Raw genomic sequence first — 26,734 nt, 5'->3', positions numbered from 1 at the left:
CCACCCTAGCCCTTGCGCAACCACACCGAGGTGTCGTGGAAAGCGGCGCCACCGAAGGGCTTTACGGGATCGGAGCCGATCAGCGTGTTGATGCCGGCGCCGTTCCCGTGCGCGGCGTTGGGGTGGATGCCCTCGGCGATCAGCACGCCGCGCTGCATGCCGTCGAACAGTTCGGCCACCAGCGGCACCTCGCCGCGGCCGTTGCCGAGCGTGACCATGTCGCCCGCGACGATACCGAGTTCGGCTGCATCCTCCGGATGGACGAACACTGACGGTGCGGGGTGGCGCTTCTGGCTGCCGGCGGTTTCGGAGAAACTCGAGTTGAGGAAGGCGCGGGCCGGGCTGGTGGCGAGGCGGAACGGGGTTTCGGCGTCGACGCGCTCCGTGACGTCCCAGTGGTCGGCGAAGCGCGGCATCTCGGCCGGATCGCACGCCCAGGTGAAGCCGCCCATGGCGAAGACGCCGTGCCAATTCGGGGCGAAGCGGTAGCGGCCGTCGGGCCAGCCGAAACCCTCGGTGAAATGGGATTTCGCGGGGCTTTGCTGGTTCTCGATGAAGCCGGTCTTTTCGATCTCGTCGAGCTCGCCGAGGTTGGAGCGGCGGAAGGTCTCGGCGACCATGTCGCGGTCGGTCATCGCCAGCGAGGCGTGGTCGGCGCCGAGGCGGCGGAGCAGCTCATTGACCACCTCGAAGTTCGAGCGGCACTCGCCCGGCGCCTCGACCACCTTGGGGCCGTAGAGCACGCGGGTATGGCCGCCGCGACGGTAGTAGTCGTTATGCTCGAGGAACATGGTGGCCGGCAGGACGATATCGGCCATTTTCGCCGTATCGGTCATGAACTGCTCGTGGACCACGGTGAACAAGTCCTCGCGGGCGAAACCTGAACGGGTCAGGCCCTGTTCTGGCGCGACATTAACAGGGTTTGTGTTCTGGATGAACAATGCCTGAACGGGTCCGCCGCCCTTCAAGGCATTGGAATCGCCGGTCAAAACCTTGCCGATCTCGCACATGTCGAGTTCGCGCCCACCCGGGCCCATGTCAGTGCCATAGATCAGCGACTTGTCGAGCTTCCATGCCCCGGAGTTGGAGTGGAAGGCGCCGCCGCCGGTATGTTGCCACGCCCCGGTCATGGCGGGGATGGAAAGCGCGGCGTGCATCGCCGTCGCACCGTTGCGCTGACGGGTGAAGCCGTAGCCGAGGCGGAAATAGGTGCGGGCCGTCGTGCCGACGAGCCGGGCGAAATCCTCGATCTCGGCGACCGACAATCCGGTGATGGCAGCGGCCCATTCGGGCGTGCGGGTTTCGAGATGCGCCTCGAACTCGGCCGAGAAGTCGGTGAACTGCGCCATGTAGGCGCGATCCGTCAGGTTGTCCCGCAACAGGATGTGCATCACCGCCACGGCGAGCGCGCCGTCGGTGCCGGGGCGCACCACCAGCGCCATGTCGGCCTGCTCCATGGTGGCGTTGCGGTAGATGTCGATGGCGACAACCTTCGCGCCCCGTGTCTTCCGCGCCCGCATGGCGTGGGTCATCACGTTGACCTGGGTGGTCACCGCGTTGGTGCCCCAGATGACGATGCAATCGCTCTCGGCCATTTCCTCGGGATTGGGACCGGTGAGCTTGCCCGCGCCGGCGAGGAAGCCGGGCCAGGCCGTGCCGGTGCAGATCGTGTCGTATTGCAGCGAGTAGCCGCGGGCGTGGCGCAGCCGCTCGATGCCGTCGCGATGCACGTGGCCCATCGTACCGGCATAGAAATAGGGCCAGATCGCCTCGGGCCCGTGCTCGGCCTCGATCGCCAGCCAACGCGCAACGATTTCGTCGAAAGCCTCGTCCCAGCTGATGCGCCGCCACTCGCCGGCGCCCTTTTTGCCAACGCGGCGAAGGGGATGAGTCAGTCTGTTCGGGTGATGAATCCGTTCGGCGTAGCGCGCCACCTTCTCGCAGATGACGCCGGCCGTATACGGATCATCCTTGGCGCCGCGCACGCGACCGATGGTGTGCGCGTCGATGATCTCGACGTCGAGCGCGCAGGTCGACGGACAATCATGCGGGCAGACGGAGCGCGCGATGCGCGGGGTGGTGACGGCGTTCATGGAGCCGGTTTAGCACGCGCCCGCGACGCGTGCGAGGGCACCGGATAGACCGGCGAAGTTGCACACGCACCATCGAAGCCTGCAAAGCAGGCGGGCCTGCGCCGCTGTCGAAAGCCTACTCTTCCGCGCGGATGCGGGCGAGCTCGGCGTTATAGATCCTGAGGCTCAGGAAGATCGCGAAGGCGAAGCATACGACACCGGTGGCGTGGGCCAGCGGCAGTTCGTTGATGATGGGAATGTGCTTGGCGACAAGCATGACGACAACGAGCGTGAGGACGGACACGACCTCAGCAAAGCGGAACAACATGGCTCCCCTTGACCTTCACAAACTGAGTGCGCTGACGCTCGGCGCGGATTAGCTCCGCGTTGACGGAGCCCCCTGCGATCGAGGTTTACGTGAAATCGCAAAAGGTTCCATCAACTTTTGTGTGAGGGACAAGATTTGATCGGGAGGCATGGCGCGAGAGCAACATCTCCCGCGCCTGCGGCTGCTAACCGACGAGCTTCAGGCCGATGATGCCGGCCACGATCAGGCCGACCGAGGCGAGCCGCAGCGGGGTGGCGGCCTCGCCGAGCACCAGGATGCCGACGATCACCGTACCCACCGCGCCGATACCCGTCCACACCGCATAGCCGGTGCCGACCGGCAGCGTGCGCAACGCCAGGCCCAGCAGGGCTACGCTCGCCACCATGGCGGCGACGGTGATCGTGGTCGGGACAAGCTTGGTAAAGCCGTCGGTGTATTTGAGGCCGATAGCCCAGACGATTTCGAGCAGGCCAGCGATGACAAGGAAGACCCAGGACATGGTCGTTCTCCTAAGTCGCGGGTCGTCCCACGGTGATGTTCGGAAGGCCGGGGTCGTCCCCGGCAGGCTTGACTTAGGACATCGCGACGGCAGAGTGAAGTGCCGGGGGCGCATATCGGATGGTCCGGGGACGATTGACTTATCGGCGGCGAGCGGCCAGTCCTCGACCCGAGGAGTGCCCGTGGCCAGCGACAGCGACAATCCCACCCGGTTCGAGCGCCTGCGATCGACGCTGCGGCTGCTCTATCACGGCAGTTCCACGCCGGCGCTGCGGTTCCAGTTCGCCGTGCTGGTGGTCGATCTTGCGATCATCGCCTTCTTCATCGCCACCCCCCTGCTCAAGGATCGGCCGAGCTTCATCTGGATCGACCTCGCGGTGGCGGCGCTGCTGATCGCCGACATCGTGGCCCGCGGCCTTGCCACCACGGATCCGTGGCGCTGGCTGCGGCAGCCGACCACGCTGGTGGACGTGCTGGTGCTGGTGACGCTGCTGCTGCCGGCCTGGCTGGCGAACCTCGGCTTCCTGCGCATCCTCAGGTTGTGGACGCTGTCGCAAAGCGGGGCGCTGTGGCGGCCGCTCAAGAAACTGAAACTGTCGCATTATCGCGAACAGGGCGAGGCGCTGGTCAACATCGTGACCTTCCTGTTCCTCGTCTCGGGCTTCATCCTCACCGTGTTCGGCTCCGAGGAGAACGGCATCGATGGCTATGTCGATGCGCTCTATTTCACCGTCACCACCGTGACGACCACCGGCTATGGCGACGTGACGCTGCCCGGGACGGGTGGCAGGCTCATCTCGATCGTGGTGATGATCATCGGCATCAGCCTGTTCGTGCGGCTGGCGCAGGCGGTGTTCCGGCCCAACAAGGTCTATTTCCCCTGCCCCCAATGCGGGCTCGCCCGGCACGAGACGGACGCGGTGCACTGCAAGGCCTGCGGGCATGTGTTGAATATTCCCGACGAGGGACACTGACGACGTCGGCGTCATGCGCGCGAATGTCAGTGTCCGAAAAGTGTATTCCGCAGGCGTCCGAGACTTTGCTCGCGGACTGCCCGCCTGTCGCCAAAATTAACTTTTCGTTTACAATTGATTTGCGGACAGCAACAGAAAACTGATCATGCGCTTCAGTACCCGGCCCGGATGCCCGCAACGGAGCGCCGGTGCTGCGGAGGTATCGGGAGTTGGAGCATGATCAATAGGCAGGCTGTTGCGGCCGTAATACTGGCAATGGCGGTGGTGATGGGCGGAAATACTGCCCTGGCGGCAACCGGTACGGCATTGGGCGTCGACCCACAGGCGCAGGCCGACAAGGACGGCGCGGCGCGCGTGCTGACCGTGGGCGCCGACATTTTCATCGGCGACGTGGTCAAGACCGGGTCGCGCGGGAACGTGCAGATCAAGTTCTCGGACAAGACCGAGCTGGTGGTCGGCCCCAATTCGACGCTGCTGATCGAGGACTACCTGCTGCGCGACGACCAGTCGCCCGGCAAGTTCGCGGTGAACGCGCTTGCCGGCACGTTCCGCTTCGCCACCGGCGAATCCGCCAAGGATCGCTACATCATCACCACGCCGACCGGCACCATCGGGGTACGCGGCACCTGGTTCGACTTCAATGTCGGCGAGGAGACCAGGGTGATGGTCTATCGCGGCGAAGTCATCCTGTGCGACAATGCCGGCCAGTGCGTGACGCTGAGCGATACCTGCGAGATCGGCACGATCGACATCGATGAAGCCGCCATCCTGGGCAATGCCGCCGACACCGAGGGCGACCTGCGCGACGACCTCAAGTCGAGCTTCATCTATGCACAGAACCAGAGCCCGCTGAACCGCGAATTCTGGTTCGAGCGCGCCCGCGAATGCTTCAACAAGGGTTTTGAGACGAACTTCCCGAACCGCAACCAGGACAGGGAAGATCGGCCGGAAGCGCCCGACGAGCCGGGCTGCAACGTGGGTGCGCTCGACCTGCGGCGGCTGCCGATGCCGGGTGTCGCGTTCGCGGTAGTGGATGTAGCATCCGTGCCGGTTGAGGAGCCGGGTTGCCCGGAATGATCCGGCGCCCGGCCTACATCTCGTCGAAAGGCACGCCACCGCGTGCCTTGTCGGCCTTCTTGCTCTCGACGATCTGGACGACCACGCGCTCGGCCGGCACGTTGAAGTTCTTCACCACGGCGGCGGTGATGTCCCGCATCAACGCCTTCTTGGCTTCGGTGGTGCGCCCTTCGACGATGTGAACGAGGATTTCGGGCACCGGCTCAGGCCTTCTTCTTGGGCTTTTCGGCCTTGGCGGCCTTGACCTTGGTGGGCTTGGCAGTTTCGGCGGCGGCGGCCTTGCGCAGCTCGGTGACCGAGGTGCCCTTGTGGCCCCAGTTGTCGGTGTCGATCTCGTCGATGACGACGAAGGTCGCGTCGGGGTTCTTGTTGAGCACCTTCACCAGCACATCGGTGATGCCCTTGATGACGGCGCGCTTCTGCTCAGCCGTCGCCCCGTCCCTGGTGATCTGCACGTGCACGTAAGGCATAAGCCCCTCCCCCTTGAATCGGGCGGAGGATGCGGCAGCCGGGTGGCCGCCGTCAATCGAGCGGGTCGTAGCTCTTCTTGGGCTTCTTGCGCGGAGCGGTTCCGGCGTCGGCCGGCGGATCGTGCTTCACCCGGTTCTTGTATTTCGGCTTGCCCTTGTCCTTGGGATTGGGCTTGGCCTTCTTGAACGGGGCCGGCTCGCGCTGCGGCTGGGCCTCGGCCACGGGCGGAGTGATCTCGCGCGCCGGTTTGGTCGCGAGCTTGGCGCCCTTGTCGGAGCGGACCTTGTAGCGCGGACCATCGTCACGCTGCGGGCGCGGGCTGTCCTCGCCGCGTGGCTTGTAGTCGCGACGCGGCGCATCGTCACCGCGCGGCTTGTACTGGCGCGGCGGACCGTCGTCGCGCGACTTGAAGTTCCGGCGCTGCGGACCGGGCGCCGAAGACGGCCGGATATCGGCGCCGTTCTCGATGCTGGAGCCATTGCTGGCGACGGTGGCGGCAAACGCGTCGGCCTTGTCGGCGGCGATCTCGAAGCGGGTTTCGTTGTCGAATATCTTGATCGAGCCGATGTCGCGCTTGGTGACGTCGCCGGCCTTGCAGATCAGCGGCAGCAGCCATTTGGGATCGGCGCGGCGGGTGCGGCCGATCGACAGGGTGAACCACCGCCCATTGGTCATCGGCTCGGGCCTGCCCTTGGGGGCACCATCGTCGTCGACGAAGCGCTTGTCGCGGCGCGGCGCCTTCTCGGTGAACGCCGAAATGGCCTGCTCGGAGACTTCCTCGGCGGCCGGGCGGGCCGAAAGCTCGCGCCGGATATAGGCGGCGGCGAGCTGCTCGGGCGTGACGCGCTCAAGCAGCTCGGCAACGAAGCCGGCGTCGACGTCGTCGGCCACTACGCTCTCGCCGGCGGCGGCGAGAATCTGCTCGCGGTTTCGGGCATCGATCTCGGCAATCGTAGGCGCTCCGCGGCTGCTGGCCTCGAGATTGGCGGCGCGCAGCACGCGGGCAGCGGCGCTGCGGCGGTGCATCGGCACGATCAGCGCGCAGATGCCCTTGCGGCCGGCACGGCCGGTGCGGCCCGAGCGATGCAGCAGAGTCTCGGGATTGGACGGCACATCGGCATGGATGACGAGATCGAGATTGGGCAGGTCGATGCCGCGTGCCGCAACGTCGGTGGCGACGCAGACACGGGCGCGGCCATCGCGCATGGCCTGCAGCGCGTTGCTGCGCTCGGCCTGGGTCAGCTCGCCCGACAGCGCCACGACCGGGAAGCCGCGATTGGCGAGCCGCGCCGTCAGGTGCTTCACCGATTCACGGGTGTGGCAGAAGACGATGGTGTTGGAGTCGCTGTGGAGCAGCAGCATGTTGATGACTGCGTGCTCCTTCTCGTCGTTGCGGACGACGACCTGCTGGTACTCGATATCGGCATGCTGCTCGCCGGCGCTGGTGGCGACGATGCGCAGCGCGTCGCGCTGGAACGTCTTGGCGAGATCGGCGATGGCGCGCGGCACGGTGGCCGAGAACAGCAGCGTACGGCGGGTGTCGGGCGTCGACTCGATGATGAACTCGAGGTCTTCGCGGAAGCCCAGGTCGAGCATCTCGTCGGCTTCGTCGAGGACGACGGCGCGGAGCTGGCCGAGATCGAGCGCACCCTTGCTGATATGGTCACGCAGGCGCCCGGGCGTGCCGACGACGATGTGCGCGCCACGCTCCAGCGCCCGCCGCTCGGTGCGGATATCCATGCCGCCGACGCCGGCCGCGATACGCGCGCCGGTGCCAGCGTAAAGCCACTCGAGCTCGCGCTGTACCTGCATGGCGAGCTCGCGCGTCGGCGCGATCAGCAGCGCCAGGGGCGTCCTCGGCGCGTCGAACGCCATCGCGTCGCCGAGCAGTGTCGGGGCGATGGCCATGCCGAAGGCGACGGTCTTGCCCGAGCCGGTCTGGGCCGAAACCAGCAGGTCGCGGCCATCCGCCTCGGGGGCGAGGACGCTCAGCTGAACGGGCGTCAGCGTCTCGTAGCCGCGCTCGGCAAGGGCGGTCGCAAGGGCCGGATGGATGGTTTCGGGCAGGGTCACGGCTTCGTCTTTGCTGTTCGCGATGAGTACCACACCCACCGGGTCATTCCCGCGAAAGCGGAAACCTCAGTTTTCTTGCAGCGGCACGATCGAAACGGAGATCCCGCCTTCGCGGGGATGACACCGTGCGCCTGACGCTAGCAAAACAAAAGGGCCGCCCGGAGGCGGCCCTCGGTATCTCTATCGCAGGGCGATCAGCCGACGATCTCGTCGTCGTTGAAGAAGAACTTGATCTCTTCCTTGGCGGTCTCGGGAGCATCCGAGCCGTGCACCGAGTTCTCGCCGACCGAAACGGCGTAGAGCTTGCGGATGGTGCCCTCGGCGGCATTGGCCGGGTTGGTGGCGCCCATCACTTCACGGTTCTTGAGGATGGCACCTTCGCCTTCCAGCACCTGGACGACGACCGGACCCGAAAGCATCGACTCGACCAGCTCGCCGAAGAAGGGACGCTCCTTGTGGACGGCGTAGAAGCCCTCGGCCTGGGCGCGGGTCATCTTGATCTTCTTCATCGCAACGACCTTGAGGCCGGCGGTCTCGAACTTGTCGACGATCTTGCCGATCAGGTCGCGGCGAACCGCATCGGGCTTGATGATGGAGAAAGTGCGCTCGATGGCCATGTTGTCTGGTCCTTGGAGTGGGTCTGAATTGGGTGCGGCCTTCTACCGGTAAGGCGTGACGGGCGCAAGACGGGGATGCTGGGCGGATTGCCGCTGAACCGCCTCAGCAATGATCCACCGTCATGCCCGGCTTGACCTGGGCACCCATGCATCGGTGCGGCGTTCCATGGGTCCGCGGGTCAAGCCCGCGGATGACGACTGAAAGAGTAGCGCGGGCTACTGCGCTGCCGGCTCCGCGCACTCACCGTCTTCGGTCGCCTCGATCAGCCCGTAGGCCTGTACCGTGTTGTCCGGGCGGAGCGCGGTGACGTCGAGGTCGATGACCGGTTCGCTCAGGTCGAGCACGGTACTGCCTTCGATGGTGACGACCTGCATGGTGCACATCTCGGAGGTGTTGTGCGTTGCGATGGTCACGGCCGCGATGGTGCCGCGCGGTTCGGCGGTCGAGATCTCGGTGACTTCCTGACAGGCGCCGCCGTCGAAGGCGTAGCTGAGCACGATGCGCTCGGCATCGAGGCGGCAGGCGCTGAGCTCGGTGAAGGGTGGTTGCTCGTCGGCGAGGGCGGGGAACGTCAGCGCCGCGAGCACGGCAAGGGTGGTGATCGGCCTCAACATTGGACTTGTCTCCTCGTTCGCTCTATTGGCACCGACAATAGCGACCGGATCAAGACTGAGGTTTTCCGCCCCAGCGCGGGGAACAACGATAATGCTGACCATCAACGACCTTTCCTACCGCATCCAGGGCCGCCCCCTGTTCGAAAACGCCTCGCTGGTGCTGCCCGACGGGTCCAAGACGGGGTTCGTGGGCAAGAACGGCACGGGCAAGACCACGCTGTTCCATTTGATCCAAGGCCATATCGCGCCCGAGCAGGGGAGCATCGAGGTCAACCGCAAGGCCCGCATCGGCGCGGTGGCGCAGGAAGCGGTGGCGAGTGAGGTCACCGTTCTCGACGTCGTGCTGATGGCCGACAAGGAGCGCACCGCGCTGCTGGCCGAAGCCGAAACGGCGACCGATCCGCACCGGATCGGCGACATCCACACCCGGCTCGCCGAGATCGACGCGCATACGGCCGAAGCGCGCGCCTCGACCATCCTCAAGGGCCTCGGCTTCGAGAAGGACCGGCAGCTCGGGCCGACCTCGGAGCTGTCCGGCGGCTGGCGCATGCGTGTGTCGCTCGCGGCGGTGCTGTTTTCGCAGCCCGACCTGCTGCTGCTCGACGAGCCGACCAACTACCTCGATCTCGAAGGCACGCTGTGGCTGGAGAAGTACCTCCAGACATACCCGTACACCGTGTTCATGATCAGCCACGACCGCGATCTCCTGAACAAGGCCGTGACCTCGATCGCGCATCTCGAGCACCGCAGGCTCACCTTCTACAAGGGCGCCTACGACACGTTCGAAGAAACGCGCCGGATGCAGATGGAGCTCAACAACAAGAGCCGCGAGAAGACGCTCGACCAGATCGCGCACCTGCAGAAATTCGTCGATCGCTTCAAGGCCAAGGCGACCAAGGCCAAGCAGGCGCAGGCCCGCGTCAAGATGATCGAGAAGCTGAAGCCGCCGGCAGCGATGTTCGACGAGACCTCCCTGCCCTTCGACTTCCCCAACCCCAAGCGGATCCCGGCCTCGCCGATGATCAGCTTCGACAATGTGTCGGTGGGCTATGGCGACAAGGTCGTGCTGCGGCACATCACCAACCGGATCGATCCGGACGACCGGATTGCGCTGATCGGCGTCAACGGCAACGGCAAGTCGACCTTCGCGAAGCTCCTGTCGGGTGAGTTGAAGCCGATGGGCGGCGAGATGCGCAAGGGCAAGGGGCTGGAGATCGCCTATTTCGCCCAGCACCAGCTCGACCATCTGAAGCCCGAGCAGACCCCGTTCGAGCATATCGTGCCGCTGATGCCGTATGACAGCGAGGCAAAGCGGCGCTCGCGCGTGGCGCAGATGGGGCTCACCACCTCGCGCATGGACACCAAGGTGCAGAACCTCTCGGGTGGCGAGCGGGCGCGGCTGCTGCTGGGGCTCATCACCTTCGGCGGGCCGGGCATGCTCATTCTCGACGAGCCGACCAACCATCTCGATATCGACAGCCGTGATGCGCTGGTCGCCGCGCTGAACGACTATACCGGCGCGGTGCTGATCATCAGCCACGACCGCCACCTGATCGATGCCACGGCGGACAAGCTGTGGATCGCGCAGAACGGCACGATCGAGGAATTCGACGACGATCTCGACTCGTACCAGCGCCAGCTCACCTCCAACGCGAACGGCAAGCCGAGCAAGAAAGAGGCCGGCCCGTTGGTGGTCGAGGATCGCAAGGCGGCGCGGCAGGAGGCGGCGGCAAAGCGGCTCGAAGTGGCGCCGCTGCGCAAGTCGATCAAGGATGTGGAGCAGAAGCTCGGTCGGCTGCGCACCGAGCTGGCGCGGGTCGAAGCGTTCCTGGCTGATCCAAAGACCTATGATGGCGCGCCCGAGCGCGTGATAGCCTTGGGCAAGGACAAGGCCCGCTTCGAGGGTGAAATCGCGACCGCGGAGGAGCGGTGGCTCACCCTCAGCGAGGAACTCGAGCAAGCCGAGAAAGCCTGACGATGACGAACATGACGGCAGCGGAAGTCGTGAGCCTGCTCGGGCTCGAGCCGCATCCCGAGGGCGGCTTTTATCGGCAGACCTTTGCCGACAGGGTCGTCGCGGGCCGGCCGACCTCGACGCTGATCTACTACATGCTGACCAACGGCCAGTCCGGCACCTGGCACCGCGTCACCGACGCCGCCGAGGTGTGGCACTGGTATGCGGGCGCGCCGCTGACGCTGGCGATTTCGCGCGACGGCAAGCAGGTCAGCGAGCGCGTGCTCGGCAACGACTTCGCGGCGGGCCAGCGGCCGCAATTCGTGGTGCCGGCCAATGCCTGGCAGCGGGCGACGTGCCTCGGCGACTGGACGCTGGTGGGCTGCACGGTGTCGCCGGGCTTCCAGTTCTCGAAATGGGAACAGGCTGCTGAGGGGTGGATGCCGGGGTGACGCTGGTGCGTGGGCTCCACCCCACCCAGTTTCGCTAGGCAGCAAGCTGCCAAGCTTCACTACCCTCCCCATCAAGGGGAGGGAAATCCGAGGTGGGGGGATGGGGCACGACCTCCCTCCCCCTTGTGGGGAGGGGGAACCGGCGAAGCCGGTGGGTGGGGCCGGCCACAAGCACCGGCCCAACCATGCTACCCCTTCTTCACCCACTTCCCCCCAGCTTCCTGCTGCCAGTAGGTCACCTCGTTCCCATCCCGCAGCGCCTTCCACGCCGCGCGCGCCTCGGTCACCGCGTCCGGATCATGGCCTGAGAACATGAAGACGATGCGGGTGTAGCCCTCGCCCGATTGCGGCACGGCGCGGTCGACGAAGAAGCGGACCTCGGCGTTATTGGGGTTGTGCGGGCGGGTGGTGATGAGAATGCGCTGCAGGTGGTCGGCGTCGCCGCCGGCGCGGGCGTGCGGCAAAAAGCTGTCGTCGCGATAGGTCCACAGCATCTGGTCGAGCTGTTCCGCCCGCTCCTCGCTGCCGGTTTCCACCACCACGTTCCAGCCGCGCTCGAGCGATTTCTCGAGCAGGATCGGGATCACCCGTTCCAGCGGCTGGCTCTCGAGGTGGTAGAACAGGATCTCGCTCATTTGCTCTCGTAGTGATCCCGCACCAGCCGGTCGAGCACGGCGACACCGAAGCCCGAGGCCCAGGACTGGTTGGTTTCGCTCTGCGGCGAGGCGAGCGCGACGCTGGCGATATCGAGATGCGCCCACGGCACGTCGTTGACGAAGCGCTTCAGGAACATCGCGGCAGTGATCGAGCCGGCCGGGCGGCCGCCGGAATTCTTGATGTCGGCGAAGCGGCTCTCGATCTGCTTGTCGTAGGCCGGCCCGAGCGGCATGCGCCAGAGCTTTTCGCCGGTCGCAAGGCCGGAGGCGATGAGCTTGGCGGCCAAATCCTCATCGTTGGAAAACAACCCGGCATGGTCGTTGCCGAGCGCGACGCCGATGGCGCCGGTGAGGGTCGCGAGATCGATCATGAAGCGCGGCTTGAAGCGGTCCTGCGTGTACCAGAGCGCGTCGGCGAGAACGAGCCGGCCCTCGGCGTCGGTGTTGACGATCTCGATGGTGGTGCCGCTCATGGCGGTGAGGATATCGCCCGGCCGCATGGCGGTGCCCGAGGGCATGTTCTCGACCAGCCCGATGACGCCGATGGCGTTCACGCGGGCCTTGCGGGCGGCGAGCGCGTGCATGAGGCCGGTGACGGCGGCCGCCCCACCCATGTCGCCCTTCATGTCCTCCATGCCGAGGCCGGGCTTGATCGAAATGCCACCCGAATCGAACACCACGCCCTTGCCGATGAAGGCGAGCGGCGCGTCATCCTTGCCGCCGCCGCTCCAGCGCATGATCACCAGCCGCGGCGGGCGCTCGGAGCCCTGCGCCACGGCCAGCAGCGAGTTCATGCCGAGCTTTCGCATCGCCTTCTCGTCGAGCACTTCGAGTTCGATGCCGAGTTTGGCCAGCTTCTCGGCCTCCTCGACGAATTCGAGCGTGCCCAGCACGTTGGGTGGCAGGTGCACCAGGTCGCGTGCCAGCAGCGTGCCGGAGGTGGTGGCGTCGCGGTCGGCGATGGCCTTGTCGACGGCGGCGCGGTTGCCGACATGCAGCGTCACGGTGAGGCCGGTGCCGTTGTCCTCGGCCTTGGCCGCCTTGTAGCGATCGAAGCGGTAGTGGCGCAGCTTCAGTCCGGCTGCGAGTTCGGCAACGCGATCGGAGGTTGCGGCTTCATCGTCGAGCAGCACATCGGCCTTCGTCGCCTTGATCCCCGTCAGCTTGTTGGCGAGCGAACCACCGCGATCGGCCCAGGCCGAAAGGCTGGTGCCCTGCCCGGTCTTGCCGGCGCCGAGCACGAGCAGCCGCTCGGCCTCGATGCCGGCCGGCGCGACCAGGTCGATGGCGTGGCCCTGCTTGCCCTTGAACCCGGCAGCGGTCGCAACGCGCGCCCAGTCGAGGCCGGTCGCCTGCCACACCGCGGCGGCGCCGCCAGCCGGCTCGGCGTCCTCGGCGACATAGATGACCAGCGTCCCGGTCGCCGCCAGCGGCAGGGTGGCGGTGTTGATCTCGATCCGATGCGGCATAGGCGACAATACCCCAGGTGAAAGCACGGGAGATGCGCCCGGCCGATAAGCAATGCCCCGACTGATAGCCCGAAAGCCGGTCGCGTCAAACCCGCAACACATGACCGGCGCCGAACCGGGGGGCAGCCGTTTTCCTTGCCAGCCCCGTCCATGGCGGGGCACAGTCCGGCCCGGATCGTGCCTTGAGCCATCCACCCGCGCGGCGCTCAACGGACTTACTGATTCAAGTGACCCGACTAGGCAGTTATCTTCTCAGGCTTTTTGCTGCCGAGGCTGCCGCGCTGTTCGGGGTGGCGATCACCATCATCTATCTCGCCCAGACGCTCAGAATCGTCGATGCCGCCACAGTGCGCGACCGGGGCTTCCTCATCGTGCTGTGGCAGACCGTGCTGGCGCTGCCCACGCTCGCCATCGCCTTTCTCTATCTCTGCCTCGCTATCGGCCTCGCCCGCGCGCTCCGGGCGCTGCAGGCGTCGCGCGAGCTGCACATCATCCATGTCGGCCAGCAGATGCCGACCCTGTTCCGCGCCATTCTCACCTATGCGCTGGTCGGCATGCTGGCGGTGTTCGCCATGTCGCATGTGATCACGCCGGCCTCGAAGGGCGCCAACCGCGCTATCGACGCACAGGCGGCGGCCGATCTCGTCGGCAGCTCGCTGGTGCCTAACCGCTTCGCCGTGCTGACCCGCGGCGTTACCGTCACGGTGGGCGGGCGCGGCCCCAATGGCGAGATCACCTCGTTCTTTGCCGACGACCGGCGCGACGAACGGACCCGCCGCACCTATATCGCCGACTCCGCGGTGATCACCCGCGACGACGAGGGTTATGTCCTGCAGCTCGAGAACGGCACCATCCAGTACCGCACGCTCGATGGGCAATTCTCCGAAATCTCGTTCAACCGCTACGATATCGCGCTCGACCGGCTGACCGGCGATGCCAGCGATGGCGGGCGCGGCGCGCGCAGCACGTGGAGCCTCATCTCCGCGGCACTGGCCGACGGCGACTGGTCGAGCGACACGGTGCGCGAACTTGCCGAACGCACGGCCGATGGCCTGCGCGTGCTGGCGCTGTGCCTGTTCGTTGCCGCCATCAGCGCCTTCCCGTCCGGCCGGCGACGCGAGCCGCTATTGCCGGTCGAGGTCACGATCCTCGGCGTGGTAGCGCTCGAGCGCGTGCTGTCGAGCTATCTGCCGCTCGAGGCCGGCTCAAAGCAGCTCTCGGGCGTCGTTATCCTCAGCGTCATCTCGCTTGTGGTCCTCGCCTGGCGACTGAAGCCCTTCGCCCAGCTGCGGCATGCGAGAGGCGCGGCATGAACCTGATCGACTGGGTCATCGTCCGGCGGCTGTTGGGCAGCGTAGCGCTGACGCTGCTGGTGCTGTTCGCCATCCTGCTGCTGGTCGAATCCATGAATACCGACCGCTTCGAGATGCTGAGCGAAGTGGGCGGCATCCCGTTGGCCTTTGCCGGTATCGTCGGGGCCGCGGCACGGTGGGTGGTGGATACGCTGCCGCTCACGACCCTGGTCGGCACGGTCGCGGGCCTGCTGAGCCTGCAGGCGTCGCGGGAGATGACCGTGATCAAGGCCTCCGGCGTCTCGGTATGGCGACTCATGCAGGCGCCGGTAGCCGTGACGTTGCTCAGCGGCCTCGTGGTCTCGCTCGTCCTCGATTCCGGCATCGTCATCCTGAACCGTTCGATCTCGCCGCTTGCGAGTGGCAGCAGCGGGCAGAGCGAGCGGCTGTGGCTCGACGAGCGGCGGGCTGAAACCCGCTACATGCTCGAGGCGGGCTATGGCAGCCCGGCCGGCGACGCGCTTTCGGAAGTCACCGTGTTCATGATGGATAGCCCGCGCGACCGCATCGAGGCGCCGGACGCAACGCTGCAGAATGGCAGCTGGGTCATGCCGCAGGCGACGCGCTTCCGCTCCAATGGCCTCGCCGAGCCACTCACCGATTTCCGCCTGCCCACCACGCAGACCGTGGCCGATATGCGGGCGAGATTCGCCTCGGTCCCGGACATGACAGTGTGGGAACTGGCGGCCTCGCTGGCCTCGCGGCTGACCGATCCGCGCGAGAAGGCCGAGGTCGAGATGCGCTTCCTCAGGCTTGTCGGGCTGCCGCTCACCCTGTGTGGCTCGCTCGTCATTGCCTTCGCATTTACGGCCGGTTATCGAAGGACCAATAAATATGGTGGGGCGGTGCTTTATGGTATCGTCCTTGGCAGCTTGGTTTATGTCGTGACCGAGCTGGCGGGACGTGCCGGGGGCGCCGGTATCGTGCATCCCGCCATAGCGGTTGCGGGGCCAGCAGCAGTTGCCATCGTCATTGGAGTGACGGTGCTGCTCAACAGGGAAGATGGACGGACGTGAGCTTGATGCGCCGCGACCGCGGGGGGAAGATGCGGCTGCGCCCGTTCGGCGCAGCGCTCGGCCTTGCCGTGGCCGTCACGGCGCTATCGCCCCTGCCCGCCACCGCCCAGTTCCTGCCGCCCGGATTTTTCGAGAGCATTCCCGAGCCCGGCTCGCCGGCCGAGGTCGAGGCCAACACGCTCGTTTACGACGGCACCGCCGACGTGATCAGCGCGCAGGGCCGCGCCACCATGCATTACGGCGGCTACATCATCGTCTGCGACGACCTGCGCTACGAGCAGGCGACGGGCGACCTCGCCTGCATCGGCAATGCCGAGCTGACCGACCCCGACGGCAACGTCATCAAGTCCGAGCGCATGGACGTGACCGGCGGCATGAAGGAAGCCTTCATCCGGTCGATGACGGTCACCACTACCGACGGCGCCCAGGTTACCGCACGCGACGGCAATTATTCGCGCGCGCTGCAGACCGTGCTCAATGACGCGAGCTACTCGCCGTGCGGGCTGTGTATCGACGAGAAGGGCCGGCGCATCGGCTGGCGCGTCCGGGCCGCCCGCATGATCCACGACGCCGAGACCAAGACGGTCATCTTCGAGCAGCCGTCGCTGGAAGTGCTGGGCATCCCGGTCGCCTGGCTGCCCTGGCTGTCGGTGCCCGATCCGACCTCGGGCCGGCAGGCCGGCTTCCGGCTGCCGAGCGCCGACTATGACGAGAAGTATGGCGGCCGGCTCAACGTGCCCTATTTCATTCCGGTCGGCGAGGATATCGACATCCTGCTGTCGCCGTCGATCATGAGCCAGCAGGGCTTCCTGATGGCGGCCGAGTACCAGCAGCGCTTCGACTACGGCTCGATCACCATCAAGGCCTCGGGCATCTATCAGCTCGATCCCGGTGCGTTCCAGACCGTAGGCAATCGCGAGTGGCGCGGCGCTATCCAGAGTTCGGGCGAGTTCCGCCCGATCGAGAACTGGACCGTCGGCTGGTCCTACAGCGCCTTCACCGACGCCGCCTATTTCGAGGACTATGGCTTCGACACCGCCGACTGGAAGGTGAACGAGGTCTATGCCACGCACCTGAGCGAGGACTTTTACGCCGACATCCGGCTGCAGCAGTTCCTCAAGCTCGGGCAGTTCGTGACCGATCAGAGCGCCGAAGACGCACAGAACCAGCAGGCGGCGACGCTGCCCAATGCCCGTGGCGCCGGCTATTTCGATCTCGGCGAATGGGGTCAGGTCCGTGCTACCGGCAGCCTGCTCGGCGTGCACCGCGACATGAAGGATGCCTTTGCCTACGGCGGCAAGCCCTATGTCTTCGGCTACGAAGGCACCAAGACGCATGCGAGCGCGGAGGTGAGCTGGCAGAAGCCGTTCATCACCGGTGGCGGCATTGTCGCGACCCCCTATCTGGGCCTGCGGGCCGACATCACCGACTACAACCAGGGCGACGGAGCTGATCTCGGCATCGGCCTGCCCGAGCCGGACGACCAGTTGCTGTTCGAGGCGACGCCAATCGCCGCCATCGACGTGCGCTGGCCGTTGATCGCCAGCAACGGGCCCGACTCGCATTTGCTCGAGCCGGTGGCGCAGCTGGTCTATCGCGGCAGCGATACCACCGCCGTGGGTATCACCAACGACAACGCGCACAGCTTCGTGCTCGATGACACCAACATCTTCGCCTATGACCGCTTCACCGGCACCGACCGGCAGGAGACGGGCCTTCGCGCCAATGTCGGGGCACGCTACCTCGCCAATTTCTCGGGCGGCCAGTGGCTCGAGATCGTCGGCGGCCAGAGCTTCCAGCTCGCCGGCGTCAATGCCTTCGGCGAACCCGACGCGGCCAATGTCGGCGTGAGCTCCGGGCTGGAGGAGGATGCCTCCTACCTGGTGCTGGGCGTGCGCGGTTCGCCGTTCGCCGGCCTGACACTGGGCAGCAAGCTGCAGATCGACACCGAGGCCATGCGCCTCGCGCGTGCCGGCGTAGGCGGCAGCTACAACATGGGCGACGGCTACTCGCTGGGCGCCGACTACATCTACCTGCCGGCCGACACGGCCACCGGTGTGCTGCAGGATCAGCAGGAGGTGACGGTTCGCGCCAGCGCGCCACTGCCGATCGACTATTTCAAAGCCAATGCCAGCGTCTCGTGGGACCTCGCCGCCTCCGAGTGGCTCGAGGCCCGCGGCGAACTGCTCTACGACGACGGATACTTCCTTGCCGGCGGCTTCGCGCAGGCCAACGGCCCTACCCATGCCACGCCCGATTCCATTACCTTCGGCGTCAAGTTCCTGCTCAAGGCACCGGGCGCCGAGTTCGGCATCGGTTACTAGCTGCGGATCCAACCGATTTTGGCCGCAATCCTCGAACATTGAAAAGGCCCGCCGGGCGCCTCGGCGGGACCAACAAACGAATGGTGACCACTATGCCCCGCCTTATCGCAGCGATGCTGATCGGCCTCTCCCTGAGCGCAATGCCGGCCCTTGCCGCCACCAAAGTGCTGGTGAACGGCGTGCCCATCTCGGACACCGAGATTGCCTCGCGGGTAAAGCTGCTGGCGCTCGAAGGCGGCGGCAATTCGCAGAAGGCGACGCAGCAGCTGGTCGACGAGCAGATCCAGCTGCAGGAAGCCCGCCGGCTGAACATCACCATCTCCGATACCGACGTGGACGGCGCCTTCGCGCAGGTGGCGCGCAACGTCAAGCTGTCGCCGGACAAGCTCGATGCCCTGCTACGCCAGCGCGGTATCAGCCAGGAGACGATGAAGCAGCGCCTGCGCGCCGCCCTCGCCTGGCAGCGTATCGCCGCCATGGTGGTGCAGCCGCGCGTGCAGGTGTCCGACCTGCAGCTCGACCAGGAAGCCTCGGCCCAGCTCGGCCAAGACCAGAGCTATGACTACATCCTCAAGGAAGTGCTGTTCATTTCCACCACCGGCAATGCCTCGGCGCGCACCGGGCAGGCCAACAAGTATCGCTCGTCGTTCCAGGGCTGCGACAGCGCCGTGCAGCTGTCGCTCGGCTACACCGATGCCGCCGTGCGCGACATGGGCCGCCGCCACGCTACCCAGCTCCCCGAAGCGCTGGCCAAGGAGCTGGCCGGCCTGAACGTGGGCGGCATCACCAAGCCGCGCGTCACCGAGGGCGGGGTCTCCATGCTTGCCATCTGCTCCAAGACCGCAGCGCGCGATACCACCTTCCTCAAGAACAAGCTGCGGTCCCAGCAGGGCACCGAGGCCATGAAGGCCGAGGGCGAGAAGTACATGGAAGAGCTGCGCAAGAAGGCGCAGGTCGTCTATAGCTAACGGCGCCTTACGGCTGCAGCCGGCAATGGACGAAGTCGTCGCCCATTGCCTTTACGGCGGTGTGGCAAGTATTGCCCCGTCGGCCGTCCGGCCGGGTAGCGGCGACGTGAGGACAACATGGCCGACAATATGCTTCCGCTCGCCGTCAGCATGGGCGAGCCAGCCGGAATCGGTCCCGACCTCGTCCTGAGGCTGTTCGCACGGCGCGAGGAGCTGCGGCTTCCGCCCTTCATCCTGTTCGGCCATATCGATTTCCTGCGCGCCAGGGCGGCGCGCCTCGGGCTGCCGGTGGCGCTGGCCGAGATCGCGCCGAACGGCTCCCCACACATCGAGGGCGCGCTGCCGGTCGTACATGTGGAGGGCCTCGTCCCCGACAAGCCGGGCGAACCCACGGCGCTGTCGGGCAAGGTGGTGATCGAGTCGATCCGCCAGGCCGTCGATGCGACCATGATCGGCACCTGCCGCGGCGTCGTGACCGCGCCCATCCACAAGGCCGTGCTCTACACCGCCGGCTTCAAATATCCCGGCCACACCGAATATCTCGCCGCGCTAACCGATCGCGACGGCAACCCGCCCATGCCGGTAATGATGCTCGCCCATGACGAGCTGCGCGTGGTGCCCGCGACCATCCATGTGCCCATCCGCGACGTGCCCGGCCTCGTGACGCAGGAGCTGCTGATCTCGACCGGCCGGATCGTGGCGCATGACCTGCGCACCCGCTTCGGCATCGCCGAGCCGCGCATCGGTGTTGCCGGGCTCAACCCGCATGCGGGCGAAGGCGGCAAGATCGGCACCGAGGATTTCGACGTCGTCGGCCCGGCCGTGGTGCAACTGCAGCACGAGGACATCCTCGCCGAGGGCCCGATGCCGGCCGACACGCTGTTCTACCTGCCGCACTGGCGCCGCTACGACGCGGTGATCGCGATGTATCACGACCAGGCGCTGATCCCGATCAAGGCCGTGGCCTTCGACGAAGCGGTGAACATCACGCTGGGCCTGCCCATCGTACGCACCTCCCCCGACCACGGCACCGCCTTCGACCTCGCCGGGACGGGCAAGGGATCGGACGCGAGCATGCTCGCCGCGTTCCGCGTGGCGGATCGGCTGACGGGCGGCATGGGGCTGCGCGTGGTGGCGGGGAAGTAGATCGGCGCGCGCCGCGCCCCCCTCTCTGCTGCGACTAACTCGCTGACGCTCGTAAGTCTCGCGTCTCCCCCGCCAAGGGGGAGAGGGTGCGTCGATGTAAGAACTGATGCGGATGGAGGGCTTCTCCCCCTTGGCGGGGGAGAAAGCGAAAACTTGGGCTTAGCGGAGCTAAGTTCTTAGTTTTCGCAAGAGAGGGGGTTGTTTCGGCCCCCCTTACTTCTGCCCCTCCAGCCACTTCAGCATATCCGCGATCTCCTTCTCCTGCGCCGCGATTATCGCCGTGGCCATTTCCCTGGCCCATGGATCATCGCCATGCGCCAGCTCGGCCTGCGCCATGTCGATGGCGCCGCGGTGGTGCGGGATCATCGAGCAGACGAAGGCGACGTCGATGTCGGTGGCGGTGCCGCCGGCCATCATGTCGGCGTTCATCTTGTCCATGCCGTCCATCAGATCCTGGTGCGCCGCGGAGCCGCCCATGGCGTGACCGGCCGCCGGCGCCATCTCGCCAGCATTGGCGAGGCAGATGGCCGGCAGATCGGTCGCAGTATCGGCAGCGGGCGTGGCGCCATGACCTGCGTGCTCCTGTGCGAAAGCCGGGGCGGCGAGCGCGGCGAAGGCAACCAATATCAGGGGTTTCAGCATCAAACTCTCCTATCGCTTGTCGGCCAACGTGTCGGGCCGGTAAGAGTTTCGTGCACCTTCCCATGATTGTAAGGTCAAGCGGCATTTGCGAACTTCGCCAAATCCGCTATTCCCGCCGCATGCAGATCGACAATCTACCGCCGCTGCGCGAGGTGATCGCGGCCCACGGGCTGAGGGCGAAGAAGGAGCTCGGGCAGAATTTCCTGCTCGACCTCAACCTCACCGCCCGGATCGCCCGCACCGCCGGCCCGCTCACCGACGCTACGGTCATCGAGGTCGGCCCCGGACCGGGCGGGCTCACCCGCGCGCTGCTGGCCGAAGGTGCGAAGAAGGTCATCGCCATCGAGCGCGACGAGCGCGCCCTGCCCGCGCTGGCGGACATCGCCGCCGCCTATCCCGGTCGGCTGGAGGTCATCTCGGGCGATGCGCTGGAGATCGACTATGCGGCACTCGCCGACGGGCCGACCAGGCTCGTCTCCAACCTGCCCTACAATATCGGCACCGAGTTGCTGACCCGCTGGCTCACCGTCGATCCGTGGCCACCATTTTTCGACAGCCTGACGCTGATGTTCCAGCGCGAGGTGGCCGAGCGGATCGTCGCCGGGCCCGGCGCCGACGCCTATGGCCGGCTCGGTGTGCTGTGTGGCTGGCGCACCGACGCGCGGATCGCCTTCAATGTCGGCCGCGAGGCCTTCACTCCGCCGCCCAAGGTCACCTCCAGCGTGGTACACCTCAAGCCAAAGGCAACCTCCGATGGCGTGCCGGTGCGCGATCTCGAGCAGGTCACCCGCGCGGCCTTCGGACAACGCCGCAAGATGGTGCGGCAGAGCCTCAAGTCGCTCGGCGTGCCGGTCGAGCCGCTGCTCGCCGCCGCCGAACTCAAGGGCGACGAGCGCGCCGAAGTGCTGGATGTCGCGACCTTCCTCAAGCTCGCCAAGGCGCTGCGCGCATGAGCGGCGTTCTCGCGCTGACCGGCGCCTTCCTCAGCTTCATCGTCCCGGTGATGATTCCGCTGTTCGCCCAGCGCTGGCGTACACTGGGGATTGTCGCAGGACTGGGGGCGGCGTTCTTCGTGTGGGTGAACCTGGATCTCGCCAACCCGGCCGGGGTCACGCAGGCCCTCGGCCCATTCCTGTTCGGCCTGGCGCTGTTCGGGTTCGCGGCCGGGGTGATCGCGAAATTCGTGATGCTGACGGCAAGGCGGTAGCACCCCCAGTTCGGCGCTTGCTGCCCCACCCCACCCACCCGCTCCGCGGGTCCCCCCTCCCCATCAAGGGGAGGGAAATCGGTGGTTGTGGCTCGGCTATCGCCACAGTCGACCTACATCGGAACAAGGGTACGCCGTTGCTGGGTTGGGGTACGACATCCCTCCCCCTTGTGGGGAGGGGGGACCCGTGTAGCGGGTGGGTGGGGGTGGCCACACGCGCCGGCCAACCAACAGAGACCCCGCTTTCGCGGAATGACTCGGTGCGCAATCAATACAAACGGGTGCCCGCCGCTCAACCCGGGCGGCTGACCAGCCCATCATCGCCGACCTCGATCTCCGCAGTCGACATCGTGCGCTTCAGGATCGTCGCGGCGCGGCTCAGCAGGGCCATCTGCACGTCGCTTGCCGACATGCGCTCGTTGGTATTGGCCCACACGCGCAGGGTGAGGTTGTGATCGAAGGCTTCGCGGGCGCGGGTTTCGCGCAGCACCACCTTCACCTTGGCCTGGGTACGGTCGGCGAAAGTGGGGTGCCGCTGCATCTCGTCAATACTGCACGCCTTCACTTCGAACGGCATGGTCGCCCCCCAAGACCAAGGTCTCGCCTGCGGATGCCAAAGCGCCAGCCGGTCGCGGCGAACATCCACAGGCCGGTGGGGTTTATCCACACATGCCTTGTTCCACAGTTAAAGTACTAGCTTAACGGCGTGGCGCCCAGATGACGCCCCGCTGGTCCAAAAAACCGGACCTCAGCTCTCCTAAAGAGAGTCGATCTGATCCTGCAAGTCTTTGACGAATTTATCCAATTGCAGGAAACGCGTACGCGCGAGGCGTGCGGCGGCAAGAATGGTGCGCACGCGCGAGGTGGAATCCTCGAGGTCTTCGTTGACGAGCACATAGTCGTACTCGCCGTAATGCTCCATCTCGAGCCGGGCATTGCGCAGGCGCTTGTCGATGGTGCCCTCGCTGTCCTGGGCCCGCCGCTCGAGGCGCTTGCGCAGTTCCTTGATCGAGGGCGGCAGGATGAAGATGGTCACCATGTCGGGCCGCGCGTGCTTCAAGAGCTGCAGCGTGCCCTGGTAATCGATGTCGAACAGGATATCGCGGCCGGCGGAGAGGCGCTCTTCCACCCGGGCCCGTGGGGTGCCGTAGAAATTGCCGTGCACCTCGGCGCTCTCGAGCAGTTCGCCGTCCTGCTGCATGCGCTTGAAGGTCGGCACGTCGATGAAGTGGTAGTGCTTGCCGTCAATCTCGTCGGTGCGGCGTGCCCGCGTGGTCACCGACACCGAGAGCGCGATGCTCGGGTCATCCTCGAACAGGGCGCGCGAGATCGAGGATTTGCCTGCGCCCGATGGCGAGGCGAGGACGAGCATCACGCCGCGACGCTGGAATTCCATGGCTATTCTACGTTCTGAACCTGTTCACGCAGCTGGTCGATCACAGCCTTCAGATCCAGGCCGATAGCGGTCAATGCCACGTCGTTGGACTTGCTGCACAGCGTATTGGCTTCGCGGTTAAATTCCTGTGACAGGAAATCGAGCTTGCGCCCCACCGGACCGCCGCCGGCGATGAGCGCGCGCGCCGCCGCGACATGCGCGGAGAGCCGATCGAGCTCCTCGCGGATATCGGCCTTGGTGGCGAGCAGCATGGCTTCCTGCGCCAGCCGCTCGTCGGACAGCGCGGGGCTGGCCTCGCCGAGTTCGGCGATCTGCTGGCGGAGTTTGGCGAGGATAGCATCGCGGCCGCGGCCAGGATGCAGCTCGGCGGCCTTGGTCAGCGCCGCGATCTCGTCGATCCGGTCGTTGAGGATGGCGGCGATGCGCGCGCCTTCCTCCCGCCGCGCGGCGACGAGCCCGGCCACCGCCTGCTCGACGGTCGCGAGGATGGCAGCCGTCAGCGCTTCCTCTTCCTCGGCGCTCAGCGCGGTCTCATGCTGTTCCAGCACGCCGCGCAGGGCCAGGATGCCGCCGAGCGAGGGCGGGCGCGCATCGACGCGGGTTTGCAGCCATTTGAAGCCGTCGAGAATAGCCTCGAGCGCCTGGTGGTTCACCACCACCCGGCCGCCCTCGCCTTCCCGATCGACGGACAGGCTCACGGTCAGCGAGCCGCGGGTGATCGACTTGCCGACCACGCGCCGGATTTCGCCCTCCAGCATGTCGAAGCCGGGCGCCAGCCGCATGCGCATGTCGAGGCCACGACCGTTGACCGATTTCAGCTCGATGCTGAAGGCGATACCCGGCGTCGCGCCGGCGGCGCGGGCGTAGCCGGTCATGCTGGCAAGTGGCGTAGCCATCAGGGGGTAGCCGCCTCGCCGGCTTCCTCAGCTTCCAGCGCCTCGCGCGCTGCCTCGGCACCGGCCTCGGCCGCGGCCTTACGGTAGAGGCTCACATTCTTGCGGTGGTCGTCATAGTTGTCGGCGAACAGATGTCCATCGGCCGGATCGGCGCTCTTGGCCACGAAATACAGCGACTTGGTCGCAGCCGGACGGGCCACGGCGCGCAAGGCAGCCTCGCCCGGGTTGGCGATGGGGCCGGGCGGCAAACCGTCGATCTGGTAGGTGTTGTAAGGATTTTGCGCCCGCAACTCCGAGGCGGTGGGGCCGCGATTCAGCACGGCCTTGCCCTCGGTGACCCCGTAGAGCACGGTCGGATCGGTCTGCAGCCGCATGCCCGACTTCAGGCGGTTGATGAACACCGCCGCCACTTCCGGGCGCTCGGTCTCGAGCCCGGTTTCCTTCTCGACGATCGAGGCCAGCGTCACCATTTCCTCGGGCGTTTTGATGACGCTGTCGATCGCCTGGTCGCGCCCCGCCCAGATCTCGGCCAGCTTGGCCTTCATCTCGGCCTGCATCTTGTCGAGCACGGACTGCCGCGAGTCGCCGGGGCTGAAATCGTAGCGGATGGCGAGCAGCGAGCCCTCGGGCGGGATAGTGACTGGCTCGCCCGTCAGGTTCGGGTTGTCGGCATTGAGCCGCTCGGCCACCTGGAACGAGGTGTTGCCGGGGATGACCTGCACGTAGAAATCCAGCGGATCGCCCTCGGTGATCTCGCGCAGGATGTCGGCCATCGAGTAGTTGGCCTTGAGCAGGTAGACGCCGGCCTTGAGGTCGGCCTGCTTCTTCAGCCCGAACGCGCCGGCGCGGAAGATCAGCCCGCTCGGTACGACGCTGCTGCTGGGGATCAGCCCCTGGTCCTCGAGGCGCTGCGCCGTGGTGCCAACGGAGGCGCCGCGCTCGACGGTGAAATTGGTGTCGGCCTTCACCGCGCCGGGGGCATAGAAGGCGTTGGCGCCATAGAGGAACAGCCCGACGCCGGCCAACAGGCCCAGCACCAGCAGGGTCAGCATGGCGTTGAGCACGCTGATCAACCCACTGCGGCGGCGTCTCCGCTTCTGTCTGCGCTCATCGGCCATCGGTCGCACCTCCCAATGCGACGGCACCAGTCGCTGGAAATATTGACAACAGTACGAAAACCGGCGCTTGAGGCGCCGTCAGGTCACAGTTTGTCGCGTCCCCGGAACGGAAACGCGCCGGGACGTCAGCTTGCCTTGCGGAAAATCAGCGAGGCGTTGGTGCCGCCAAAGCCGAAGGAATTGGACAACGCGATGTTGACCTCCTTCTTTTTGGCCGTGTGCGGCACGAGGTCGATCGGCGATTCGACCGAGGGATTGTCGAGGTTGATGGTCGGCGGCAGCATGCCGTCGCGCATGGCGAGCAGGCAGAAGATCGCCTCCACCGAACCGGCGGCGCCGAGCAGGTGCCCGATGGCCGACTTGGTCGAGCTCATCGCCGCCTTGCCGGCTGCGTTGCCGAGCATGCGCGTCACCGCGCCGAGCTCGATCTCGTCGCCGAGCGGCGTCGAGGTGCCGTGGGCGTTGATATAGTCGATGTCGCCCGGATCGATCCCGGCGCGCTTCACCGCTGCCTGCATGGCCCGGAAACCGCCATCGCCATCCTCGGCCGGCGCAGTGATGTGATAGGCATCGCCCGACAGGCCATAGCCGATCACTTCGCCATAGATCTTGGCGCCGCGGGCCTTGGCCCGCTCGTAGTCCTCGAGCACCACGATGCCGGCGCCCTCACCCATCACGAAGCCGTCGCGATCCCTATCGTAGGGGCGCGAGGCCTTTTCGGGCTGGTCGTTGAAGCCGGTCGATAGCGCCCGGCAGGCGGCAAAGCCGGCAATGGACAGCCGGTTGACCGGCGATTCCGCGCCGCCGGCCACCATCACGTCGGCATCGCCGAGCGCGATCAGGCGCGCGGCATCGCCGATGGCATGCGCACCGGTCGAGCAGGCGGTCACCACCGAATGGTTCGGGCCCTTCAATCCGAAGCGGATCGAAACATTGCCCGAGGCCATGTTGATGATGCGGCCCGGGATGAAGAATGGGCTGATGCGGCGCGGCCCACGCTCGTGCAGCGTCACCGAGGCATCGTAGATGCCGCCGATGCCGCCGATGCCCGAGCCGATCAGCGTGCCGATACGGCATTTTTCTTCTTCGGTTTTCGGTTCGACGCCGGCGTCGGCGATGGCCTGGCTGGCCGCCGCCATGGCGAAGACGATGAAGGGGTCAACCTTGCGTTGCTCCTTCACGTCCATCCATTCGTCCGGATTGAACTTGCCGTCCGCGTGGTCGCCCAGCGGGATGCGGCCGGCGACCTGCGCAGCGAGATCGTCGACCTGGAAGTCGTCGATCTTTCTGACGCCGCTCTTGCCGGCAAGGATGTTGGACCAGGTGGCTTCGATCCCGCAGCCCAAAGGGCTGACGATCCCCATCCCGGTGACGACGACGCGGCGCAATTCCATCGAAGAAAGCCGTTCAGCG

27 protein-coding genes are annotated in these 26,734 nt (G+C 66.3%); 11 read left to right on the top strand and 16 right to left on the bottom strand.

The window, feature by feature from the left end; genetic code table 11:
• Nucleotides 1-5: 5 nt before the first annotated feature.
• The 3 genes from AC3A6I_RS06545 to sugE form a co-directional block, all read right to left on the bottom strand.
• A complete protein-coding gene (locus AC3A6I_RS06545; RefSeq protein ID WP_487542745.1) occupies nt 6-2,093 on the bottom strand; it encodes a molybdopterin-containing oxidoreductase family protein in 2,088 nt (695 codons plus the stop codon).
• 115 nt (nt 2,094-2,208) lie between these two features.
• Nucleotides 2,209-2,397: a hypothetical protein gene (locus tag AC3A6I_RS06540; protein WP_487542743.1), complete on the bottom strand. Its 189-nt coding sequence runs from the start codon at nt 2,395-2,397 to the stop codon at nt 2,209-2,211.
• Nucleotides 2,398-2,584: 187 nt separating this feature from the next.
• A complete protein-coding gene (gene sugE, locus AC3A6I_RS06535) occupies nt 2,585-2,899 on the bottom strand; it encodes a quaternary ammonium compound efflux SMR transporter SugE (protein WP_487542741.1) in 315 nt (104 codons plus the stop codon).
• A gap of 181 nt (nt 2,900-3,080) precedes the next feature.
• Here sugE and AC3A6I_RS06530 point away from each other — a divergent pair, with 181 nt between their 5' ends.
• Both AC3A6I_RS06530 and AC3A6I_RS06525 read left to right on the top strand, forming a co-directional pair.
• On the top strand, nt 3,081-3,872 hold the full coding sequence (locus AC3A6I_RS06530; RefSeq protein ID WP_487542739.1) for a potassium channel family protein: 792 nt from the start codon (nt 3,081-3,083) through the stop codon (nt 3,870-3,872).
• A gap of 216 nt (nt 3,873-4,088) precedes the next feature.
• Nucleotides 4,089-4,949, top strand: coding sequence for a FecR family protein (locus AC3A6I_RS06525; protein ID WP_487542737.1), 861 nt, complete (start codon nt 4,089-4,091; stop codon nt 4,947-4,949).
• Nucleotides 4,950-4,962: 13 nt separating this feature from the next.
• Here AC3A6I_RS06525 and AC3A6I_RS06520 read toward each other — a convergent pair whose 3' ends face one another.
• From AC3A6I_RS06520 to AC3A6I_RS06500, 5 genes are all read right to left on the bottom strand, one after another.
• On the bottom strand, nt 4,963-5,148 hold the full coding sequence (locus tag AC3A6I_RS06520; protein ID WP_487542735.1) for a tautomerase family protein: 186 nt from the start codon (nt 5,146-5,148) through the stop codon (nt 4,963-4,965).
• A gap of 4 nt (nt 5,149-5,152) precedes the next feature.
• Nucleotides 5,153-5,419, bottom strand: a complete 267-nt coding sequence (locus AC3A6I_RS06515; protein ID WP_487542733.1) for a tautomerase family protein — start codon at nt 5,417-5,419, stop codon at nt 5,153-5,155.
• 52 nt (nt 5,420-5,471) lie between these two features.
• Nucleotides 5,472-7,493 (bottom strand): DEAD/DEAH box helicase, encoded by a 2,022-nt coding sequence (locus tag AC3A6I_RS06510; RefSeq protein WP_487544993.1) that lies wholly within the window; start codon nt 7,491-7,493, stop codon nt 5,472-5,474.
• Between the two features lie 194 nt (nt 7,494-7,687).
• Nucleotides 7,688-8,110, bottom strand: a complete 423-nt coding sequence (gene ndk / locus AC3A6I_RS06505; RefSeq protein ID WP_487542731.1) for a nucleoside-diphosphate kinase — start codon at nt 8,108-8,110, stop codon at nt 7,688-7,690.
• 216 nt (nt 8,111-8,326) lie between these two features.
• Nucleotides 8,327-8,725 (bottom strand): hypothetical protein, encoded by a 399-nt coding sequence (locus AC3A6I_RS06500; protein ID WP_487542729.1) that lies wholly within the window; start codon nt 8,723-8,725, stop codon nt 8,327-8,329.
• Nucleotides 8,726-8,816: 91 nt separating this feature from the next.
• On the opposite strand from AC3A6I_RS06500, the gene AC3A6I_RS06495 reads away from it, so the two are divergent.
• Both AC3A6I_RS06495 and AC3A6I_RS06490 read left to right on the top strand, forming a co-directional pair.
• Nucleotides 8,817-10,700 (top strand): ABC-F family ATP-binding cassette domain-containing protein, encoded by a 1,884-nt coding sequence (locus tag AC3A6I_RS06495; protein WP_487542727.1) that lies wholly within the window; start codon nt 8,817-8,819, stop codon nt 10,698-10,700.
• 2 nt (nt 10,701-10,702) lie between these two features.
• Entirely contained in the window at nt 10,703-11,131 is a 429-nt protein-coding gene (locus tag AC3A6I_RS06490; RefSeq protein ID WP_487542725.1) for a cupin domain-containing protein, read from the top strand.
• Nucleotides 11,132-11,319: 188 nt separating this feature from the next.
• Here AC3A6I_RS06490 and AC3A6I_RS06485 read toward each other — a convergent pair whose 3' ends face one another.
• Together AC3A6I_RS06485 and AC3A6I_RS06480 are read right to left on the bottom strand one after the other, a co-directional pair.
• The gene (locus AC3A6I_RS06485) at nt 11,320-11,766 is read right to left on the bottom strand and encodes a DNA polymerase III subunit chi (RefSeq protein WP_487542723.1); all 447 of its coding nucleotides are present in this window, start codon (nt 11,764-11,766) and stop codon (nt 11,320-11,322) included.
• Nucleotides 11,763-13,256, bottom strand: coding sequence for a leucyl aminopeptidase (locus AC3A6I_RS06480; RefSeq protein ID WP_487542722.1), 1,494 nt, complete (start codon nt 13,254-13,256; stop codon nt 11,763-11,765). Before AC3A6I_RS06480 ends, AC3A6I_RS06485 begins: the two co-directional genes overlap by 4 nt.
• Nucleotides 13,257-13,483: 227 nt before the next feature.
• On the opposite strand from AC3A6I_RS06480, the gene AC3A6I_RS06475 reads away from it, so the two are divergent.
• The 5 genes from AC3A6I_RS06475 to pdxA all read left to right on the top strand — a co-directional run bounded on the left by AC3A6I_RS06475 (nt 13,484) and on the right by pdxA (nt 20,062).
• Nucleotides 13,484-14,569: an LptF/LptG family permease gene (locus AC3A6I_RS06475; protein WP_487542720.1), complete on the top strand. Its 1,086-nt coding sequence runs from the start codon at nt 13,484-13,486 to the stop codon at nt 14,567-14,569.
• Nucleotides 14,566-15,624, top strand: coding sequence for an LptF/LptG family permease (locus AC3A6I_RS06470; protein WP_487542718.1), 1,059 nt, complete (start codon nt 14,566-14,568; stop codon nt 15,622-15,624). Before AC3A6I_RS06475 ends, AC3A6I_RS06470 begins: the two co-directional genes overlap by 4 nt.
• Nucleotides 15,625-15,653: 29 nt before the next feature.
• A complete protein-coding gene (locus AC3A6I_RS06465) occupies nt 15,654-17,948 on the top strand; it encodes an LPS-assembly protein LptD (RefSeq protein ID WP_487542716.1) in 2,295 nt (764 codons plus the stop codon).
• 92 nt (nt 17,949-18,040) lie between these two features.
• Nucleotides 18,041-18,916, top strand: a complete 876-nt coding sequence (locus AC3A6I_RS06460; RefSeq protein ID WP_487542715.1) for a peptidylprolyl isomerase — start codon at nt 18,041-18,043, stop codon at nt 18,914-18,916.
• Nucleotides 18,917-19,033: 117 nt separating this feature from the next.
• Nucleotides 19,034-20,062, top strand: coding sequence for a 4-hydroxythreonine-4-phosphate dehydrogenase PdxA (gene pdxA, locus AC3A6I_RS06455; protein ID WP_487542713.1), 1,029 nt, complete (start codon nt 19,034-19,036; stop codon nt 20,060-20,062).
• A gap of 213 nt (nt 20,063-20,275) precedes the next feature.
• Here pdxA and copM read toward each other — a convergent pair whose 3' ends face one another.
• Nucleotides 20,276-20,704, bottom strand: coding sequence for a CopM family metallochaperone (gene copM, locus AC3A6I_RS06450; protein ID WP_487542711.1), 429 nt, complete (start codon nt 20,702-20,704; stop codon nt 20,276-20,278).
• Nucleotides 20,705-20,823: 119 nt separating this feature from the next.
• Between copM and rsmA the strand changes: the two genes are divergently transcribed.
• Complete coding sequence (gene rsmA, locus AC3A6I_RS06445; protein ID WP_487542709.1) at nt 20,824-21,657, top strand: 16S rRNA (adenine(1518)-N(6)/adenine(1519)-N(6))-dimethyltransferase RsmA; 834 nt, start codon at nt 20,824-20,826, stop codon at nt 21,655-21,657.
• Nucleotides 21,654-21,911: a hypothetical protein gene (locus AC3A6I_RS06440; RefSeq protein WP_487542708.1), complete on the top strand. Its 258-nt coding sequence runs from the start codon at nt 21,654-21,656 to the stop codon at nt 21,909-21,911. The genes rsmA and AC3A6I_RS06440 overlap by 4 nt, the downstream gene beginning before the upstream one ends.
• A 292-nt stretch (nt 21,912-22,203) precedes the next feature.
• Here AC3A6I_RS06440 and AC3A6I_RS06435 read toward each other — a convergent pair whose 3' ends face one another.
• The 5 genes from AC3A6I_RS06435 to fabF all read right to left on the bottom strand — a co-directional run bounded on the left by AC3A6I_RS06435 (nt 22,204) and on the right by fabF (nt 26,709).
• Nucleotides 22,204-22,488, bottom strand: coding sequence for a hypothetical protein (locus AC3A6I_RS06435; RefSeq protein WP_487542706.1), 285 nt, complete (start codon nt 22,486-22,488; stop codon nt 22,204-22,206).
• Between the two features lie 180 nt (nt 22,489-22,668).
• Nucleotides 22,669-23,307, bottom strand: coding sequence for a guanylate kinase (gmk, locus tag AC3A6I_RS06430; protein ID WP_487542704.1), 639 nt, complete (start codon nt 23,305-23,307; stop codon nt 22,669-22,671).
• Between the two features lie 2 nt (nt 23,308-23,309).
• The gene (locus AC3A6I_RS06425) at nt 23,310-24,203 is read right to left on the bottom strand and encodes a YicC/YloC family endoribonuclease (RefSeq protein ID WP_487542702.1); all 894 of its coding nucleotides are present in this window, start codon (nt 24,201-24,203) and stop codon (nt 23,310-23,312) included.
• Nucleotides 24,203-25,321: an endolytic transglycosylase MltG gene (gene mltG / locus AC3A6I_RS06420; RefSeq protein ID WP_487542701.1), complete on the bottom strand. Its 1,119-nt coding sequence runs from the start codon at nt 25,319-25,321 to the stop codon at nt 24,203-24,205. The genes AC3A6I_RS06425 and mltG overlap by 1 nt, the downstream gene beginning before the upstream one ends.
• Nucleotides 25,322-25,446: 125 nt before the next feature.
• Nucleotides 25,447-26,709 carry a beta-ketoacyl-ACP synthase II gene (gene fabF / locus AC3A6I_RS06415; protein WP_487544992.1) on the bottom strand — a complete coding sequence of 421 codons (1,263 nt, stop codon included), beginning with the start codon at nt 26,707-26,709 and terminating at the stop codon, nt 25,447-25,449.
• Nucleotides 26,710-26,734: the final 25 nt, after the last annotated feature.

It is taken from the genome of Devosia sp. Soil_C_22 (assembly GCF_057657195.1).
This window is presented reverse-complemented; position numbering and strand designations above follow the sequence as displayed.